15 protein-coding genes are annotated in these 20,773 nt (G+C 33.0%); 9 read left to right on the plus strand and 6 right to left on the minus strand.

Features of this window, described 5'->3' with window-relative positions:
• Positions 1 to 29 precede the first annotated feature (29 nt).
• The 4 genes from QL232_RS24560 to QL232_RS24575 are packed head-to-tail and all read right to left on the minus strand — an operon-like array spanning position 30 to position 2,684.
• On the minus strand, positions 30 to 707 hold the full coding sequence (locus QL232_RS24560) for a hypothetical protein (protein ID WP_281616158.1): 678 nt from the start codon (positions 705 to 707) through the stop codon (positions 30 to 32).
• Positions 694 to 1,062, minus strand: a complete 369-nt coding sequence (locus QL232_RS24565; protein WP_281616159.1) for a GntR family transcriptional regulator — start codon at positions 1,060 to 1,062, stop codon at positions 694 to 696. Before QL232_RS24565 ends, QL232_RS24560 begins: the two co-directional genes overlap by 14 nt.
• Before the next feature lies 1 nt (position 1,063).
• Positions 1,064 to 1,864 carry a hypothetical protein gene (locus QL232_RS24570; protein WP_281616160.1) on the minus strand — a complete coding sequence of 267 codons (801 nt, stop codon included), beginning with the start codon at positions 1,862 to 1,864 and terminating at the stop codon, positions 1,064 to 1,066.
• A gap of 1 nt (position 1,865) precedes the next feature.
• Positions 1,866 to 2,684, minus strand: coding sequence for an ABC transporter ATP-binding protein (locus QL232_RS24575; protein WP_281616161.1), 819 nt, complete (start codon positions 2,682 to 2,684; stop codon positions 1,866 to 1,868).
• A gap of 311 nt (positions 2,685 to 2,995) precedes the next feature.
• Here QL232_RS24575 and QL232_RS24580 point away from each other — a divergent pair, with 311 nt between their 5' ends.
• From QL232_RS24580 to QL232_RS24600, 5 genes are all read left to right on the plus strand, one after another.
• Entirely contained in the window at positions 2,996 to 4,324 is a 1,329-nt protein-coding gene (locus QL232_RS24580) for a TolC family protein (protein WP_281616162.1), read from the plus strand.
• A 12-nt stretch (positions 4,325 to 4,336) separates the two neighbouring features.
• The gene (locus QL232_RS24585; protein WP_281616163.1) at positions 4,337 to 5,590 is read left to right on the plus strand and encodes an HlyD family efflux transporter periplasmic adaptor subunit; all 1,254 of its coding nucleotides are present in this window, start codon (positions 4,337 to 4,339) and stop codon (positions 5,588 to 5,590) included.
• Positions 5,591 to 5,622: 32 nt separating this feature from the next.
• On the plus strand, positions 5,623 to 6,312 hold the full coding sequence (locus QL232_RS24590; RefSeq protein WP_168883526.1) for an ABC transporter ATP-binding protein: 690 nt from the start codon (positions 5,623 to 5,625) through the stop codon (positions 6,310 to 6,312).
• A gap of 12 nt (positions 6,313 to 6,324) precedes the next feature.
• On the plus strand, positions 6,325 to 8,682 hold the full coding sequence (locus tag QL232_RS24595; protein ID WP_281616164.1) for an ABC transporter permease: 2,358 nt from the start codon (positions 6,325 to 6,327) through the stop codon (positions 8,680 to 8,682).
• A gap of 113 nt (positions 8,683 to 8,795) precedes the next feature.
• Positions 8,796 to 10,211, plus strand: a complete 1,416-nt coding sequence (locus QL232_RS24600; protein ID WP_281616165.1) for a BCCT family transporter — start codon at positions 8,796 to 8,798, stop codon at positions 10,209 to 10,211.
• Positions 10,212 to 10,974: 763 nt separating this feature from the next.
• On the opposite strand, the gene recA is transcribed toward QL232_RS24600, so the two are convergent.
• Positions 10,975 to 12,021: a recombinase RecA gene (recA, locus tag QL232_RS24605; RefSeq protein WP_168883523.1), complete on the minus strand. Its 1,047-nt coding sequence runs from the start codon at positions 12,019 to 12,021 to the stop codon at positions 10,975 to 10,977.
• A 414-nt stretch (positions 12,022 to 12,435) separates the two neighbouring features.
• Here recA and QL232_RS24610 point away from each other — a divergent pair, with 414 nt between their 5' ends.
• From QL232_RS24610 to QL232_RS24620, 3 genes are all read left to right on the plus strand, one after another.
• Complete coding sequence (locus tag QL232_RS24610) at positions 12,436 to 13,818, plus strand: pyridoxal-phosphate dependent enzyme (protein WP_281616166.1); 1,383 nt, start codon at positions 12,436 to 12,438, stop codon at positions 13,816 to 13,818.
• A 436-nt stretch (positions 13,819 to 14,254) separates the two neighbouring features.
• Entirely contained in the window at positions 14,255 to 16,939 is a 2,685-nt protein-coding gene (locus QL232_RS24615; RefSeq protein WP_281616167.1) for a TonB-dependent receptor, read from the plus strand.
• Positions 16,939 to 17,718 carry a hypothetical protein gene (locus tag QL232_RS24620; protein ID WP_281616168.1) on the plus strand — a complete coding sequence of 260 codons (780 nt, stop codon included), beginning with the start codon at positions 16,939 to 16,941 and terminating at the stop codon, positions 17,716 to 17,718. Before QL232_RS24615 ends, QL232_RS24620 begins: the two co-directional genes overlap by 1 nt.
• Positions 17,719 to 17,776: 58 nt before the next feature.
• Here the strand turns inward: QL232_RS24620 and QL232_RS24625 are convergent, their stop codons facing one another.
• Positions 17,777 to 18,277: a GNAT family protein gene (locus tag QL232_RS24625; RefSeq protein WP_281616169.1), complete on the minus strand. Its 501-nt coding sequence runs from the start codon at positions 18,275 to 18,277 to the stop codon at positions 17,777 to 17,779.
• A gap of 105 nt (positions 18,278 to 18,382) precedes the next feature.
• Here QL232_RS24625 and QL232_RS24630 point away from each other — a divergent pair, with 105 nt between their 5' ends.
• Positions 18,383 to 20,752, plus strand: a complete 2,370-nt coding sequence (locus QL232_RS24630; RefSeq protein WP_281616170.1) for a TonB-dependent receptor — start codon at positions 18,383 to 18,385, stop codon at positions 20,750 to 20,752.
• Positions 20,753 to 20,773: the final 21 nt, after the last annotated feature.

The raw sequence follows: 20,773 nt of genomic DNA on the forward strand, positions 1-20,773 counted from the left end.
GGGTTTCTGACTAGAAGTATAACTACAAACTAGTAATCATATCTTACGATAGAGCTAGCATCTTTTTTAAAATCAGTTACTCCAGGACTACTGATAATCACTTCAGCACTATCTTTTGCTAATCCTTCCAACACCTTTACACTACCGTAATTAGTAAAGTCAGAATTGCTAATCTCCAATTTTAAATGATCTATACCAGATAAAGAATAGAAGCTTGATTGATTTTTACAAACCACATCCACTTTTGAAATATGTTCCATATTTTCTGAATAAATATTTGCTTCAGAGTCATCTAATTGAAGCTTTAACGATTTACCTAAGTATTCATTAAAAGTTACTGATGATGTTTTTAAAGCAAAGTCCATATCTTGAGATGGAAACTTCATTTCTACATAACGTATTTTCGATGTCAATGCCTCAGGAATCGTAGATAGGATTAAAGTATCTCCCTGTGTTTCGAAAGGTAACGCTAACTTTTCTTCTCCTTTATTTAGCCAAACAACCAGTTCAAATTTATCTCCTGATTTCACATTTACATCGTAATTTGCTTCCATCAATTGAACATGTGAGTAGGGTGGAGTACTCATTGTTAGGTTATTTTTATTCGGTTCAGGTTTTCCTTTTGCAACTGAGAAAATAGCTCCTGAAATAATAAATAGAGTAATACTACTAAATATAGAGATCAATAATATATTACTTTTCTTCATGGTATAAATCTTTTAGATAGTCTTTTAGTTCGTTGAATGTGATTCCCAATTTATGAGCATGGTCTACAGTTTCTGGTAAAACCTCAGTAAGAAATTCTGATTTTCTACTGTTCACTATAGTGTCTTTTGCTCCTTGGCTTACAAAGTATCCTTTACCTCTCTGAGTATAAATGATGCCTTCTTGTTGCAGTACTGCATACGCCTTAATCGTAGTATTGGGGTTTACTCCAACAATACCTGCCAACTCTCTTGTAGAAGGAATTTTCCCTTCTTCAACATACTCGCCATCCATTATTTTATCTTTTACATCATCCCCAATTTGAGTAAAAATGCTTTTTGTGTTTTTAAATTCCATCTTACAACTCTTTTTCCGTCAACTTCAAATAACTACTATATACAATCACAGCATTAGCCACTAGTATATAGAAAATAACAAATAGTAAAGCAGCTTCAGATGTTGAAAAGAAGAATAGAGGATTCTCATTTGTGATATATTCACCAACTCCCATTTTTTCAAAGATGGTATACACCAGAAAACCATGAAAAGTTAAAAATGCTGCCACAAAAAGTACCGATTTTATCAAAGGCCATTTTGTAAAAACTGAGTTACCAGTGAATATTAAATTCATGATACTAAATGGAATCAAACATACTATCGTTGCTAAAAGCTTTTTGATATATACCTCATGCTCACTTCCAATAAAAATTTCTTTAGTGATGTTCGTAACAATATCTAATCCTGTGTACCCAATACCCGGATTGATTATTTTATGCAATTCTCCTTCGGTCATATAGGCAAAAAGTATTACTAAAGGCAATACAAATACACCTATTAAAACTGTAGATAAGTATTCAAAAAGAAATTTTTCGAATTGTGATACAGGAAAAGTTAAGAAAGTAATTAACCTCTTCTGAGACCTAAAAGCTGCAAAAGCACGATTAATAATCACAGTTCCTAATACAACGTAAATGAAAATAAGTAGTGCAGTTAGATCTCCTTCCGTAATTGGAGATTCATTTAAAGCCCGGATACTATATAAGCCCACAATTATCATAGATATGATAGCACCTAAACCATAATAAAATAACTGCTTATTATAAATAAGTTCCAAAGAAACATATTTCCCGAAACGCTGAAAATCAAATAAATTATTCATTCTAGATAAATTTTGTGAAGTCGTTCATTAAAGCATTAAAGAAAAGTTCAAGATCTACTTGAGTATCTTCTTGGTCTTGTTTTGGAGCGATTGTTTTATACCCTCCAAGCACTTGTTCCGCATATAAGGTTTCTGCGACTTTGATCTGAGGAACTTTAAGGAAATCGTACTTTTGAGTTAAATCAAAAATAGATTCGTTATAGATTACTCCACCTTTATCCAATACTATCAAGTGATCGATAATTGTATCGATATCTTTTACCTGATGTGTGGAAATCATTATCAGTTGATCTTCTTCAAAATGACCTGCCATAATTTTTCTAAAAATCGCTTTAGAAGGTATATCTAATCCATTAGTCGGTTCATCCATTAGAATTAACTCGGCTTTTGTGGCCAATGAGAAGGCAATAATTACTTTTTTCTTCTGACCATAAGACAACCCTTTAAGATTTAGCTCATCGTTAAGTTCAAACTTGCTCAGCAGTTCAGCCATTAAGCCTTTATCAAACCTAGGATAAAATACAGATGTGCTTTCAACGAAGTTTTTAATCGAGATAGGAGGAAGTTCAAATTCTTCCGGAACTAAAAATAGTTTCGATAGGAAGGAAGGCTTTCTTTTAAATGGGATTTCACTTAAAACATCAATACTTCCTTTATTGGGTTCTAATAGACCACTTAGAAGTTTAAAAAAGGTACTTTTACCAGCACCATTTTTTCCTAACAAACCAACAATTTTACCTGTATCCAGATCTAAATTAAGTTGGTCGATGATAGTCGCTTTACTAGAGTAACTAAATTGAAGAGAATTAATTGACACCATATTATTTATAGTTGTTATTAAGTGCACTAGTTATATAGTGCACTGTAAAAGTGGTGTAAATAAATTAATATTCCAAATAGGAAATCATTTTTTAATTAATTCTGTAGTCCAAATTGAGAAGTAAAAAACTAATATCAACGGATAAAGTAGGTATGATAAACGAACTATAACCGTAAAATATTTTTACAAATAGGTGTATAAAAATTTTACACTCTCTTTACATTAAAAACATATAAACAACTAACAATCAATTATTTAAATAAAATAGTTCACTTTTTCTATGGTTAGTAGTATCACATTAAGAATAAAACATGAAAAAGTGGATTTATTACATAGTAATGTTATCAGTATCAACATCTGTAGTTGCACAGAAAAGTTGGCAATTGAATGAATGTATCAATTATGCTTTAGAGAATAACCTAGATATTATTCAAAAAGAATTGTTGGTAAAACAAAGTGGGGTAGATGTCAAAGAAGCAAAATGGAAATTCACTCCCAGTTTTAGTGGTAACGTTAATGGAAATTTCAATGCAGGGAGATCTATTGATCCTAATACTAATGGATATATCAACAATCAGTTCTTCAATATTTTTGGCAACCTCAATATGAACTTTACTGTTTTTCAAGGCTTCAAATTGAAGAACGAATTACAATTTCAAAAGTATCGACAACAAGCTTCTCATTATCAGTTACAGGATGCACAAGAGCAATTAGTCTTTGAAGTGATGCAAGCATTTTATGATGTAGAATACTACTTCGAATTATGGGAAATCACAAAAGATCAAATAGAGCTTTCTGAAAAAATCGTTGATAGAGCCAATACTCAAAAAGAAGTGGGGTTAAAAGCTGAGGCCGATGTTGTAGAAATGACAGCACAGTTAGAAAAAGAAAGATTACTGTCTATTCAAGCTTTTAATAACATGATGGAAGCAAAGGCCATCCTTATCAATAAAATGAATTTCGATAGGGGCATAAATGATTTACAATTGAGCTTTACTAACACTGTGAATAAACTAAATGATTTTGGAACGACTGAAGATCTTTTTTCAAGTTTTCAACTTACTTCTTCACAAATACAATCTCAATATCTACTTCTTAAAGGGAGTGAAAAACAATTAAAAGCTACGAAAGCCAATTATGTTCCACAACTTACGATGACTGCATCGATGAATACGGGTTATTCACAAACCAATAAAGACTCGGAGAATAATATTATACCGTATCAAGACCAACTAACTAATAACCTCAATCAAGTAGTGGGTTTCAGTATGTACATTCCCATTTTCCAACAAAATACTATACGTCTAAATGTTCAACGGGCTAAGATAAACCAATTGGAAGCAGAAAATCAGCTGCAAAAAATTAGAACTGAAACTAAACGTATAGTAGGTAACGATTTAAGAGAGTGGAAAGCTTTAAGGGTAGAAATTATCCAGGGAGAAAAAGTTTGTTCTTCTGCACAGGTTGCCTATAAAGTAGCTTTACAAAAGTATGACGAAGGACTTATTGATATCATCAATTTATTAACAGTAAAACAAAAACTTGGACAGGCAGACTTGGATCTTTTGCTCTCCCGATTGAAGTGTCAGACCAAAGAAAAATTACTGATGTTTTACCAAGGCAATAAATTCTGGCTTTAAAAATTAATTCATATGGATACCGTAATTCAAGAGAAAAAAAAGATCAAAGGTAAATACTTTCAATGGTTAGGTTTTATCGCTTCTGCTTTCGTATTGATAGCCTATTTAATTATTTCAATCAATGATACTTCAACCATTGTTATCGATAAAAATAAGCTTCAGATTTCTGAAGTAAAGCAAGAAAAATTTCATGATTATATAAATTCTAAAGGCAAAGTACAGCCAAAACAAACTATCTATTTAGATGCTGTAGAAGGTGGTCGGGTAAAAGAAATTATTGCTAAAGAAGGTAGCAAAGTCAACAAAGGAGAGGTAATTATAGAGTTGGAAAACAATGAACTTTACCAACAAATACTGAATAGTGAAGTCGCATTAGCAGAGAAAGAAAACTACCTCAGAAATACCCGTATCTCTTTTAGAAATGATATGATTCAATCTAAGAAAAACCTATTGGATAGCGATTATCAACTTAAAAGAGCTAAACGAAATTACGAACAACAAAAGCGACTACTCACCAAAGGCTTGGTTCCGGAAGAAGACTTTATCAAAGCCAAAGAAGATTATGAATATCAAGAAAGCATGTTAGAGATCAATTGGATGAAATTGAAAAATGATTCTCTATTACAAGTAACTACCATGCAAACTCTCGAAGAAGATTTAGTAAAAATGAGAGAAACATTAAAACTGGTGCGTTCACGTTTAGAGCATTTAAAAGTGACTGCTTCAACGGAAGCACATTTGGGAAATTTAGATGCTGAAATTGGTCAATCGATACAAAAAGGACAACACCTCGGTATTCTATATGATTTATCCGATGCTAAAATAATCGCGGATATAGACGAACGGTATATTACCAAAGTGAAAAAAGGATTGAAAGGAACATTTCAATATCAAAACAAAAACTATTCATTAGTGGTCGATCGAGTATACCCTGAAGTAAATGATGCTGTCTTTAAAGTAGAACTATTATTTGACCATGATAAACCATTAGATCTTAGAACAGGACAAACTACTTATGTAAAATTAGACTTGGATGATCCTGTTGATGCCTTAACCATAAAGAAAGGAAATTTCTACAGCGAGACTGCTGGAAGGTGGGTATATGTTATATCTAAAGACGGTACTTATGCACAAAAAAGAGAAATAAAAATTGGAGCTCAAAACACTTCAAAATATCAGATTATTAGAGGTTTAAAAGCTGGAGAAAAGGTAATCATTTCAAAATATGAGCAATTAGGCGGCTACGACAAAGTTGTCTTTAAATAAAAATAATTACATTATAGTATAACTCAATCATCATGATCAAGCTAGAAAAAATCAATAAGTATTTTCAAACTGAAGAAGTACAAACGCAGGCACTGAAAGATGTTAACCTACATGTAAAAGAAGGAGAATTTATTGCCATTATGGGGCCTTCAGGGTGTGGTAAATCTACCTTACTTAATGTTATTGGTTTATTAGAAAGTCCTACTTCTGGTAGTTATCAGTTAGATGGAAAAGAAGTAGCCGACTACAAGGAATCACAACGTACCAACCTCCGAAAAGGAAATATTGGCTTTGTCTTTCAAAACTTCCATTTGATTAACCAACTGACTGTTTCTGAAAATGTCATGCTTCCATTGGCCTATCTGGACCTTAGTAAAACAGATAGAAAAAAGAAGGTGGAAGATGTACTCGATCGTTTAAAAATTAGCCATAGAAGAAATCATTATCCGCAACAATTATCGGGTGGTCAGCAACAAAGAGTGGGAATTTGTAGAGCGGTAGTTGCTCAACCTAAGTTGATATTGGCCGATGAACCAACAGGTAATCTAGATTCTAAAAATGGTCAGGAAGTAATGGAGTTACTCACAGAATTAAATCGTCAGGGGGCAACTATCGTAATGGTGACACACTCACAAAGAGATGCAAACTATGCACACCGTGTGATTTCTTTATTGGATGGAGAAATCGTTACTGAAGTTGAAAACGAAATTGATTTATTCTAAAACCTTCTGATCATGTATAAACTATATCTATCATTAGCGATCAGAAACCTGATCAAAAACTATCAAAATACCATCATAAACCTATTAGGGTTAAGTTTAGGGTTGGCAAGTGCTTTGTTCATTTTCCTATTCTTCCATCTAGAAACTAATTTTGATAACTTCTACAAAGACTCAATTTATAGAATCACACATAAAAGAACATTTTATGGAAATGTTGATTTTTCAGCACAGGCAAATTATCCCGAAGGAGGTACTTTTCTAGAAAAAGTAGAGAATATAAATGAAATGTTCATGGTGAGTAACCCAGGACAAATGCCAATTTATATTCTTGACCAACGACATGAAGAAGTAAATACTGCCGTTGGAGCGGCAAATTATCTTGATTTTTTTGGAATGGAATTGATCAAAGGAAATGATCAAGAGGTACTACAAACCAAAAATAGTACAGTTATATCTGAGTCTTTTGCAAAGAAGGTTTTTGGTAATGATGATCCCATAGGACAAGAGCTAGAAATATATGGAGATAAGCTATCAATTGATGGTATTATGCCCGATCGACCTGCCAATTCTCATTTACAGTTTGATATACTATTACCTTTAAAATGGGTGTCGGAAACTAATAATGCTTATTTGGGGTGGAATGGTGGTTGGACTTTTAACGTCTACATCAAATTGCTTCATGAAAATCAGAAAGAAGAAACAGTAGCAGCTATGGATAAAATATTGGCTGGCATTTTTACTCAAGAAGATTTATCAATAAAAACAAGCTTACAACCCATAGAAGATATACACTTGGATCAAGGATTGAGTTTTGAACCTAGTACACCAAGAAGTATCGAAAGTTTATGGATTATTATTGCGGGTGGTGTAATCATTTTAGCATTATCTCTTTTGAACTTTGTAGTACTTTACACCGCTCAAAAAGATGAAGAAATTCATTCACTCACTTTAATGAAAATTTATGGTGCACATCACCGAGATTTATGGATTTCAACCTGCTTAGAAGTTTTTATTATGGTAGGTTCAGCGATTCTTATTTCTCTCCTTGCACTCAATATTGCTTTACCATTTTTAAACCACCAATTAGTAACAAGAGTATTTTTAAGCAACTACATTCCATACATTGTTGGGTTTTATGTTACCATTGGAGTAGTTCTTACTATGTTACTCAGTAGTCTATCACTACGAGGTATTAAAAAGACCTCTCTTTCGAGAAGTTTAAATGGTCAAACGAGTATTTATTCTTCAAAAGGTAAAAGTGAAAAAGTTCTATTGGTGCTACAGTTTTCAACAGTATTTGTCTTATCCTGTATTGGTATTACTGTTTATCAACAACATCATTATTTACTTCACAGAGACTTAGGTTTTCAACATGAAAATGTATTTACCATTGATTTATCTTCAGCAGTTCCATTAGATGAGTTGAATAATTTTAAGCAAAAAATTCTAAAGAAACCTGGAGTAGAAGCTGTGAGTATGTCTTCTCAAATGATAGGAGTCGGGCTTACAAAAAATGGGTATAGATTAAGCGATCATGACAAAACTGAAATATTAAATGCTTTGTATGTGAGTAATGATTTTTTAAAGTGTTTTGATATACCTCTTTTAGAAGGTGAGAATCTTCATACCAATAAAAAAATAAGTGATTATCAATTATTGGTGAATGAAGCATTTACAAAATTGGAAGGCTGGAAAGGACTCGGTACCATTGTACACAGAAACGGTCGAGACTATGAGGTTGTAGGGGTGATTCCTTCGATTAAATTTAATTCACTCACCCAACAAAGTGGACCGTTAGTTATTACATCCTCAGCAAAAATTGATGGTTGGGAGTTAGATTATATCAATGTAAAAACATCTTCACCAGATCCTTATAAGTTATCACAAGAACTTAAAGAAGAGTTTCAAAAAGACTTTCCAAATGTTCGTTCTTTTATCTATTTCTACAATGATGAGATTGCATTAAATTATGCTTCCATTAAAGGGCAACAACAGGCTAGCTTTTTCTTTGGATGTATTGCATTACTCATTGCCATATCTGGGCTTTGGGGGATAACAAGGTTTTCTGTACTTAAACGTACTAAAGAAATGAGTATTCGGAGAGTAAATGGTGCTTCTAGAATTGATGTGTTGTTACTCTTTAATAAAGATTATTTGCAATGGATTACTTTATCCTTTCTAATATCAATACCGTTGGCTTATCATTTTAGTGCGGATTGGATGTCTACATTTCCAGATCGAATTGATATTGATTTTATCACTTGGTCTATTCTTGGTATTGGTATATCAGGCATAGCAATATCAACAATCACTATTATATGTTGGAAGGTTGTCAATATTAATCCGTCAAAAGTATTGAGAGACCTTTAAAAAAGAAATCATAAATAAGTAATATCATAAAGTATCTAAGACTTTCTTAGGTACTTTTTTATTTCCCTCAGTTGAGGTGATTATATTGTATACTCATCTATAAAAAACTGTCCATGAAATTATCATTTAACCAATGGAGTATTATTATTAGTATTCTTATTGGATGCCTATTTATTTTATTCCCTGAAGCAACAACCAATATTTTAGATCATGTAATTAATGCCATTTTACATTCTCTTGATCGATTTTTATTATGGACAGTTACTGGCGTTTTAATTCTCTGTTTGATTATTGGTTTCTCTCCATTGGGAAATAAAAAACTTGGTGATCAACCTCCTGAATTTTCTACATTTTCCTGGGTAGCTATGCTATTTGCTGCAGGCATGGGAAGTGGGTTAATTTTTTGGGGTGTAGCAGAACCTATCTATCATTTACAATCTCCTCTAAATACAGATCACTCTCCAATGATGGCATTATCTATCACTAATTTCCATTGGGGGATTCATGCATGGGCTGTATATGCTTTCTCAGGATTAATCATTGCTTGGTTTTCCTATAATAGAGGCAGGGGTATGAATATCTCTTCAACTTTTAGTGATGGTACCACTCGGAAAGCATTTCAATCGTTCGATATGCTTGCTGTTATGGCGATTATTTTCGGAGTAGCTGGAACCTTAGCCAATTCTATTGCACTTATTCAAACCGGTGTAGAACATTTAGTCCCTTATGACATTACTGGACTTCCATTTCGTTTAATTGTACTTCTATTTATTTCCATTGCTTTTATGCTATCCTCAGTTAGTGGTCTTCAAAAGGGGGTGAAAACTTTGAGTGATTTCAATGTCATTTTAGCATTACTGATTCTTCTTATCATTTTTCTAATGTCTTCTCCATTTGATACTCTGAAACTATTTGTTGAAGTATCTATTTCTTATTTCAAAGACTTACCCTTATTATCTTTTATCTTACCTGAAAGTGCTAGAAAATGGTCTCAGTCCTGGACGATTATTTACTTTTTATGGTGGATTGCTTGGGCTCCTTTTACAGGGTTATTTATTGCGAGAATTTCAAAAGGGCGAACCATAAGAGAATTTCTTTTTAGCATCATTGGATACCCCACTATTATTACAATTTTTTGGTTTACTGTTTTTGGTGGAAATGGTTTATTTAGCGATCAAGTGGCCACTTTACAAAGTGTCATAAATGAGAATTATACGAATGGACTCTTTGTCTTTCTTGAAGGATTACCTTTTGGAACTACTCTTTCCTTTTTATGTATTCTGCTACTCGTCACATTTGTAATTACAAGTGCAGACTCTGCCATCTTTGTCACTGCAGCTTTAACAGGAAATAGTTCTAAAGTAAATAAGATAGTATGGTCAGTTTTACTTCTTGGAATCTCAAGTGCTTTATTAATTAAAAATAATGTTGACCTCAATAAAGTAATTGCTATTACTGGTGCTATACCTTTTACTTTTATTCTTCTTTTTCAAGGTATTATGTTCTTCAGAGATATTTTCAAAAAGTAATACATCAGAAAAAAATAGCCATAAAATCACATATATTAAAATGAGTTTAAATAATTGATTATAAATACATTAAATGTAAAATATTTAGATTTAAATATTTAAAATTAAACTAAGATATAACTATTATATAAATAGCTATTAAAACTAAATTTTTCACCTTTTGTATCGTAATCTTTATTGATGTAATCAGTAAGATTATTTGCCTAGTTAATAAGCAAAATAGAAGGTTAATACAATGAAAATTCATCAAAAACACACATATATTTAAATTGACATAAAAAACTGATTTACAGCTATATAAACTTTTATTTTTAGTAGTGAAATTTTATAAATTAAACTAAGGTATAATTGATTATTAGAAGCTATGCAATTCTTTACTTTTTAAGAAATCATCATAATAAACTTTCATAGAACTACAGCCTCTAAATTATTCAAGATATAATAGTATTGGGTAAAAAACATGTGATTTTTACATATATATTAAAATCACAATAAAAAACTTATAATCAATCACTTAACATGTAAAATGATAAAATAAAAAAAGTGAAATTAAACTAAGGTATAATTGCTATTTCATACCATTTATTTCTCTTTTTTTAATGGTCATAGATTAAATAAAAACTATTGCATTGAGAGTAAAACCTCTGATCTTTTTCATTCTTGGATTTAGCACAAAAAAATACCCTAATCTATACAGACTAGGGTATTCTACTACTGATTTATTTAAATAAAGAGTATCCCTCTCTTCGTATTAAAATCTCAATTATTCTGCAGTTTCTTCAACTACTTCCTCTTCAGTACCATGACCGAAAACTTTTGTTCTGATCTTTTCTTCTAATTCTTCCATTAGCTCTGGATTAGATTTGATCAGTTCTTTTACAGTTTCTCTACCTTGTCCTAATTTAGAACCGCTATATGAGAACCAAGATCCTGCTTTATTCACAATATCAAAGTCAACTGCCATATCTAAAACTTCACCTGCTCTTGAGATACCTTCACCATAAAGGATATCAAATTCAGTTTGTTTGAATGGAGGTGCTACTTTGTTCTTTTGAACTTTCACTCTTGTACGGTTACCTGTTACGTTATCAGCAGATTCTTTGATCGCACCAATACGACGGATATCTAAACGTACAGAAGCATAGTATTTTAATGCGTTACCACCTGTTGTTGTTTCAGGGTTACCGAACATTACACCAATTTTCTCTCTTAATTGGTTAATGAAGATCGCTGAACAATTTGTTTTTGAGATGGCACCCGTGATTTTACGTAATGCTTGTGACATTAAACGAGCATGAAGACCCATTTTACTATCACCCATATCACCTTCTAATTCTGCTTTTGGTACTAATGCTGCAACTGAGTCAACAACTAATACATCAATTGCACCTGAACGAACTAATTGTTCTGCAATTTCTAAAGCTTGTTCACCATGGTCTGGCTGAGCTACTAATAGGCGTTCCATATCGATACCTAATTTCTCAGCATAGATTTTATCAAAAGCATGTTCCGCATCAATAAATGCAGCCATACCACCTTGCTTTTGTGCTTCAGCAATAATGTGAAGTGTCAAAGTAGTTTTACCAGAAGATTCCGGACCGTAGATCTCAATGATACGACCTTTAGGAATACCACCTACACCTAATGCTAAATCAAGACCTAATGAACCAGTTGAGATTACAGGAACCTCTTCTACATTATCATCAGTCATTTTCATTACAGCTCCTTTACCGAACTGTTTTTCCAATTTAGCAATAGTAGTTTCTAATGCTTTTAACTTTTCTGTGCTTTGCCCTTTATCCGCAGCCATGATAAAATATTTTATAGTGTGTATGTTTTTTTACTGTTATATCAACCAGGAAGTATCCCTTTTTGTTGATAATACAAACTTAGGGGAGTAGAACGTATTCTAGATACGTTCATCGAAAATTTGAAAATTATTTTCGATGTTTTTTTAAACAAATCATTAAAAGTCTCAAAAATGAAACGTTTAACGATTAATATTTAATCAAATGTAAAACATAAAAATTTAAAATGCTAACAAAGAGTAAATTAATAACATTTAATTGATAAATAATTAATCAATGATCAAATAATAAGAATAAATTATATACAAAAAATAGAGAAGTGCTCATTTTCTTAGAGTTACTTCATCTTAAATTCTTTCTTACTTCAGATCTACTTATGTACATTTGTAACATCACAAGAAAACTTTATACAGCATATGAACAAACCACATGATCTTATATCATTAATTGGTAATACTCCTTTAGTTAAAGTCAATGCTATAGATACTGGCAAGTGCGAGTTATATCTAAAACTAGAAAATCAAAACCCGGGTGGTTCTATCAAAGACCGTATTGCTTTGAGCATGATCGAAAATGCTGAGAAAGATGGAACGATAAAACCTGGAGATACTATTATTGAAGCTACTGCTGGTAATACAGGATTAGGACTAGCTTTAATTGCTATTCTCAAAGGATATAAACTGATTCTAGTAATGCCTGACAAAATGAGTAAGGAAAAAGTAGCTCATTTAAAAGCAATGGGAGTACAGGTGTTAATGACAAGATCTGATGTGGGTAAAGGACATCCTGAATATTATCAGGACATGGCTTTAAGAATTTCAAAAGAAAAAGGTTATCACTTTATTAATCAGTTTTCAAATCAGTACAATTCTTTAGCACATGAATTAACTACAGCGCCAGAAATTTACGAACAAATGGGGCAAGATGTAGATGCTGTAGTAGCTGGTGTAGGATCTTCGGGTACTATTTCTGGTATGGCTGCCTACTTTAAAAAAGTAAGTCCAGAAACAGATTTAGTTTTAGCAGATCCTGAGGGTTCTATATTAAAGGACTATATCGATACAGGAAAATTTGGAGAAGCAGGTTCTTGGTATGTGGAAGGAATTGGTGAAGACTTTATTCCAGACATTGCTGATTTCTCTCAGACAAGAACAGCCTATTCTATTACAGATAAAGAGAGTTTTGTTACTGCAAGAGAAGTGTTATTAAAAGAAGGTATCCTAGCAGGTTCTTCTTCTGGTACATTGATCGCTGCAGCTTTAAAATATTGTCGAGAACAAACAGAACCAAAACGAGTAGTGACGTTTGTTTGCGATAGTGGCAATAAATATTTCTCAAAACTATTTAATGATCATTGGATGAAAGAGAAAGGGTTTATCGAAAAAGAGGTATTCGGAGATCTTCGTGATTTGATCTCTAATTATTATTCGCAGGGTGATGTAGTCACTGCAAGTATCGAAGACACATTATTAGATGCTTACAAAAAAATGAAAATGTACGATATCTCTCAGCTTCCAATTATGGATGGAGATGAAATCTTAGGGATTATCGACGAATCAGATATTTTATTTAGTGTGTATGAAGACGAAACGGCATTTGAACGTTTTGCTGCTGAACACATGACTTCCAACCTTGTTGTTGTACAAGTATCAGATAGTATCGACCGATTGATGGAAATCTTTAGAGACGGTATGGTGGCAATCTTAATGAACGATAAAAAGTTTGTTGGTTTAATCACAAAAATTGATGTCTTAAATCATCTAAGAGAACAAACAGCCAACGACAAAGGAAAAGGATAGATCATCAACTTTGATACATCAAAAGGATAATAGGAAAATCACTTCTTATTATCCTTTTTTTATGGATTAAATTCATTTCATAACTATTAAATCTCATCCGTATCCTAACAAAAATCAATAACAACCTCCACATCTATTCTAAGGAAATAGTGATGTTACATCGGTATTCATATTGATTTCATCACTGCTTAATAAACAGTCATACTTTACTTAACATACCTACTTTACCCAAATACACTCTATACATTGTTTATTACTAAACAAAAAACACAATTGATTACAATGACCAATAGAAGATGTTCCAGAAAAGAGACATGTCATCTAATTTTAATATTGAAGAAGAAAAAGGATTAACAGCACCGTAATATTCAACGACTACTTTTGCACCCGAAAATTAAAACCAATTAAAAAATCATCTCAGAAAACTAAATCAATTATGCGACTTTATTTACACTACTCATTGTCGGCAATTTGTTTTTTTCTATTGATATCAGAAAGTTTCGCCCAACACACCGATCTCTACGGTAAAGTGATTGGTCCTGATGGCGATCCACTTCCATACGCTCAAGTAAATGTTATGGAAACTACATTTGCGAGTATCACAGATATGGATGGTAACTTTCATATCAATAATATTCCTTCTGGTCATTATTCGATTGCTACTACTTATTTAGGATATAACACAGACCTAATTAATGTGACACTAATAGATGGTGAGCCTTTTAAATTGACTATCAAAATGAATACTGATGTTACTGAATTAGATGGAGTAACTGTTTATGGTGAGTTTACTAAGGGGCAAGCGAAATCATTAAACGAGCAGAAAAATGCGGTCAGTATCAAGAACATTGTTTCTTCAGAACAATTCTCAACTATGCCCGATAGAAACGGAGCTGAAGCCTTACAACGTATTCCAGGTATCTCGATCGTAAGAAATAGAGGAGAAGGACAAAATATTCAGATCAGAGGAATGGCTTCTGAATACAATCAGGTGCAAATGAACGGAACTCCAATGCCCGGTGGAGAAGACAGTAGAGGTGCAGCACTAGATTTTATGTCTGCTGATATTATGGAATCTATTGAAGTAAAGAAAACATTAACACCGGATATGGATGGTGGAGCTATCGGCGGTGCGGTGAATTTTACTTTAAAAGATGCTCCTTCTGAATTTACCTTAAGAGCGATTACATCGGGAGGTAAAAACTTTCATGCAGATCCTTTCAACGATGGTTGGGGTTTAGGTCAACAAAATCATAGTTTATATGTAGGTAATCGTTTCTTCAATGATAAGCTAGGAATATATGCAACTGGTAGCTATTACCTTACCAATAGAGGAACTGTTTTAGAAGAATATACCCTCAATGATGATGATCAGCTAACCAGAAAAAGATGGAATGATTATGATGTAAGAAGAGAGCGTTATGGATATAATGTTGGTATGGATTACCAATTCAATGATAATCATATCATCAGAGCCTCTTATAATTCTAACTTCTTTAACGATGACAGAAGAAGAGGAAGAACTAACTTCAACTACAAATATGATCTAGATACTCCTGATGCACCTATTTCTTCATTTACAGAAGATAGAGAAACCCAAACAAGAGCAAAAAGAACCATGACAGATATGTTTGGTTTAGGTGGCGAACACCGCTTTAAAAGTGGCTTAAAATTAGATTATAAAGCAACCAGAATTAAAACGGTGATCGATGAACCGGACGGTACCCAATATTACTTTAGTAGAAAGCTAGGTACTTCTCACTTTGATACGATGAGTCCTTGGGATATTGATGGAACAATGGCATTAGAACCTAACAATCCATTAGAAATGAATAAACCAGTTAGATTGGATACTAAAGAGAATACTGAACTGGATCACTCGTTTACTGTGAATGCATCTCAGCCTATTCGTTTATTTGGAGAGACTTCTACTATTTCTGCAGGATATAAATTCTGGCATAAAGATAAAGTCAACAATGCCCAGAGGTTTATGATGGAAAATACATCACCTATTTACTTAGCACCAGGACAATTCTACAGAAGAGATTTAAGATTTACAGATGCAGAATTCAGTACCCTGCTATTAGGTGATCCTCAAGAAAATTATGAAGTCAAAAATCAAAACTATCAAGCAGATGAAATTATCAATTCAGGATACTTGATGGGAGATATTCAATGGACATCAAAATTTAATACTTTAATCGGTGCAAGAATCGAAGCAACAAGAAACAGCTATGAGTTTCATGAATACGATGAAGACAATGGTCAATACTTAAGAACGCTTTCTGATAATTCTTCCTACATTAATGTACTACCATCTATCAATGCTGTCTACCGAATCAATGAAAGAAATATGATTAAGGCAGCCATTGCACAAGGATTAAGTAGACCATCATTTACTTCTTTAATTCCAAGAGAAGTGATCGATGATGAAAACTTTACAAAGCGTTTATCCAATCCTGATCTTCAACCAGCAGTCTCTACCAATTTTGATTTAATCTTCGAAAGATACACTAACAATATGGGTTACTTTACAGTGGGTGTTTTTGCGAAGTTCCTAGAAAATCAAATCTATACTTCTAAGAATTTTGTTGAAGAGAATGGTCAGGTATGGGAAATTACTAAACCTGAAAATGGAGAAAGCTCACACCTTTATGGATTTGAAGTGGCCTACAATAAAAACCTAAGAGACTTAAATATTCCTATGTTGAAATGGGTAAACGTAATGGCAAACTATACTTATACTCTTTCTGAACAAGAACTGGAAGATGGTAGAAAAGTAGTGATGGGTAATAGCCCTAGAGATATGGCCAATGTTATTCTAACCTACGATAACCCTAAAAATGGATTTATGATTGCTATTGCGGGTAACTACAGAGGTCCATTATTGATTGATGTAGCAGATAGAGAAGATCGAGATGTTTATTTCACCTCACAGTTCCATTTAGATATTTCTGCCAGCTACAAAGTCAACCAACAATTTAGTGTATTTACACAGATGAATAACCTGACCAATCAGATGGAAATAGAAACATATGGAAATCCTTCATATGATCACTTATTACATCAAACAGAACAATACGGTCCAACAGTTACAGTAGGTTTAAAATTCGAATTATAATGAAAAGGTTATATATCACTTTCGTTCTTGGTCTTTTGTTCTTTAGTGTAAAAGCTCAAGAAGAAACTAAAAAATATGATGCTCCACATGCCCGTCAGGCCGTGGCTGCTACAGACGAATTCTTCTTTGTTGTTGACAATAATGTTATTGTAAAAAGAGACATTGTAGATGGAAAGGAGATCAAAAGGTGGGAAGATAAGCGTTTGAAACATCTCAATAGTGCATATATCCAAAATGATACGCTGTTTTGTGCTCATTCTAATTATCCATCTATTCCAATGCATTCTTCTATAGAAATGTGGGATATCAATACATTAGAACATATCGGGTCGCATAGTTTTGGTATTGATATAGGATCTTGTACTTGGATTGTTCAACATGAGCAACATTGGTATGTCATGTTTGTTCATTATGCCAATGAAGGAAAGATGCAAAAAAATAGAGATGTGTCATGGTCTCAACTAATAAAATATGATCTCAATTGGAACAGAAAAGAAGGCTGGGTTCTTCCTAAAGAATTGATAGAAAAAGTATCTCCATACAGCATATCTGGAGGAATCATTTTAGAGGATAATTCACTACTCTGTACGCATCATCACTTTAAAGAATTATATAAACTTCAGTTTCCAAAAATGGGATCCACCCTTGTATGGGAAGAAACAATTCCAACAGAAATTAGAGGACAAGGAATTGCTTTAGATCCAAATGGAAATCTATGGGGAATAGATAAGAAAAGTAGGGAAGTGATAAAAGAAAAACTGATCACTGTAAGTAAGTAGTAGTTACTCAGATAAAGATAGATTTAGTAAAAGAGTATTGGGTATGAACATTTCATATCTAATACTCTTTTAGTTTTGCATAAAGATGCTCATCATAAATCACATCATTTTTTACGATAGCTCTTCTGTGAATTCCTTCTAATTGAAACCCATTTTTCTCAAGTGCTTTCATAGATCCTTTGTTGTAATCGAATACGCCTGCAAAAATCCTTTCTAACTGTAAGGTCTCGAAACCATATTGCGTTACTTGTTCGATTGCTTCAGTAATAATTCCTTTGTTCCAATATTTTTCTCCAATCCAATAACCAATTTCAGCATTAAGTCGGTGAATATCTTCTAATCGAATTAATCCGATGACACCACAAAAATCTCCGTTATAAGTAATGGCAAAAGTATTTTGTTGTTCTTCTTTGTGGGTTAAATCAATAAAAAAGTCAGCATCAGATAATGAATAAGGATACGGAATTCTATCTCTTAAATTATCGAGTATTTTCCTATTATTGATCAACTCTACAATTATGGTTCTGTCTTCTTTTTGAAGTTTTCTTAATGATATCATCGTATAAAATTAAAAAATATATTAGTGAAAATAGGGGTAAATAATCATTGACGGGTCTTGAATATGAAAACTAGAAATCATGTTCATCAAACTTAACATCAATCAATGAAACGTCTAACGCTATTATTTTTTATACTTCTGTTAAACCAAACATCTTTCGGACAAACATTTTCCATTCAAGGTAAAGTAATTGATAAAGTCAGCCAACAACCTATTATTGGAGCCGCTATACAGATAGAAGATTCTTCTCCAGTTGTTGGAGGAATCACCGATGAAGAAGGGGTATTTGTGATCAGTAATCTTAAGTTGGGTCGATATACTATTTTGATTCAATCCATTGGGTATAAAAATATCAGACAAACTGAAGTATTGGTTTCGGGTGAAGGTAAGAACCAGATCAATTTCGAGATGGAAGAGCAAGTAACAACACTTGATAATATTACGATTTCAGCAACAAACGATAAAGATGCATCCAATGTCATGTCGGTAGTCAGTAATAGATCATTTACTATTGAAGAATCCAATCGTTTTGCTGGTGGTTTAAGTGATCCATCCAGAGTAGCTTATAATTTTGCCGGAGTTACATTTTCGGCTCCTCAAGATAATGGTGTGGTCATTCGAGGCAACTCTCCAACTTCTGTACTTTGGAGGGTCAATGATATTGATGTATCAGGGGCTGCTCACTTCGGTGGTGGTAACTTAGCTGGAGCAGGACTTATTTCTATTTATAGTGCAAATGTATTGAGAGGAACAGATTTTTTTACTGGTGCTTTTCCTTCTGAATATTCGAATTCCACTTCTGGAGTTTTTGATATCAACTTTAGAAAAGGAAATACAGAAGAACATCATCATTCGGTGCAATTGGGTATTCTTGGTGTAGACTTAGCTTCAGAAGGACCTATTAATAAAGAAAAGGGATCTTCTTACCTCATCAACTATAGACATGGCTTTATTGGATACATTGGTAAACTATCAGGAGGTACTGCTCCCAATTTTCAGGATCTATCGTTCAACCTTTCCTTTCCATCAAAAAATAAAGGTCAACTGAATATTTGGGGTATAGGAGGATTAAGTGATATCGAAACTCCGTATAAAAAATATGTACATGAAGTAGACGATGAGGACCCGACAGATATCAAATTAAAATACAGAGAGTATGACCAAGACTTTTTAGATAAAGATATTGATTTTGGTATGGGTGCTTTAGGAGCCAATTATTTATTACCACTTGGATCTTCCAGTGTTTTATCCACAAGTGTAGGCGTCACTACCAATCTGTATAAAAACAATACACTATATTTCGAGCAAGATGCTGATACTTTAAACACAGGTATTTTACATCCTCATGAACAACAGCAAAACATTGAAAGTAAGGTTACTTTTGCTTCCACTTTTACTACCAATATTACTAACAGGCTAATCAATAAAACAGGTATTCGAACTGATGTCATTCAATCGGATGGATATGCTTACAAAGTAGATACGCTGATGGGAGATTTAAAAAATCGATACGAAGGTAATCTACAAGCTTATAATGCAAATGCATTTACTCAGTTCAAGTATCAATTGTTTCATAATGTAAGTGTCAACGCAGGTGTTGCTGTCACTAAGTTTGAACTCGTCGATGAAGTATCACTAGAGCCTAGGTTTGGTATTCAATACAATCCTTCTGAAAATATCACATTAGGTGCTGCGTATGGTAGACACAGTAAAAGGGAAGAATTAAAAGTATACTCTTTTATCAATCCCAATACCCAAAAAGTCAATGATATGAAATTATCTAAATCGGATCATTATGTGGGTAGTGTAAAAATCAACCTATCAAAAAATATTCGATTAACTACGGAAGTGTATTATCAAGAATTATTTGATGTTCCAGTATTGCAAGGTACTTCTTATTCTTTTGCCAATTATACGACAATGTGGGAAGCAAATGCACCTATTGTAAATACAGGCACAGGTATCAATAAAGGTATTGATATTACATTAGAGAGATCTATGGTCAATGGGTATTATTATATGCTGACAGGCTCTTTGTATGATTCTAAATATACCGATGACCTTGGAGTAACTAGAAATACATTGTTCAATAGAAACTATATGGCCACTATTACCGCTGGAAAAGAGTTTGTTGTTAAAGGGAAAAACTTATTGGGAGTGAATATCAACGCGACCTATTTAGGAGGAATACCTTTGACGCCTTATGATGAGGCAGCTTCTCACCAACAACAAAAAGTGGTATACAAAGAAAACGAATTGTATACAGTAAAAGGTCAGGATGAGATATGGATGAACTTTGGTATCACTTATAAAATTCCAAAGAAGAAAACCATTAGAACTTGGGGATTGGATATGCAAAATGCATTGCTAACAGAACAAATGAATGGTTATAAATACAACCATCATAAACAAACGATAGATGAGGATAAGGTCTTTTTCATTATGCCAAATTTCTATTACAGAGTAGCCTTTTAAACAAAAGAGGTAGTAAAGAAT

The organism is Flammeovirga sp. SubArs3, from assembly GCF_947387565.1.
Lineage (GTDB): Bacteria > Bacteroidota > Bacteroidia > Cytophagales > Flammeovirgaceae > Flammeovirga > Flammeovirga agarivorans.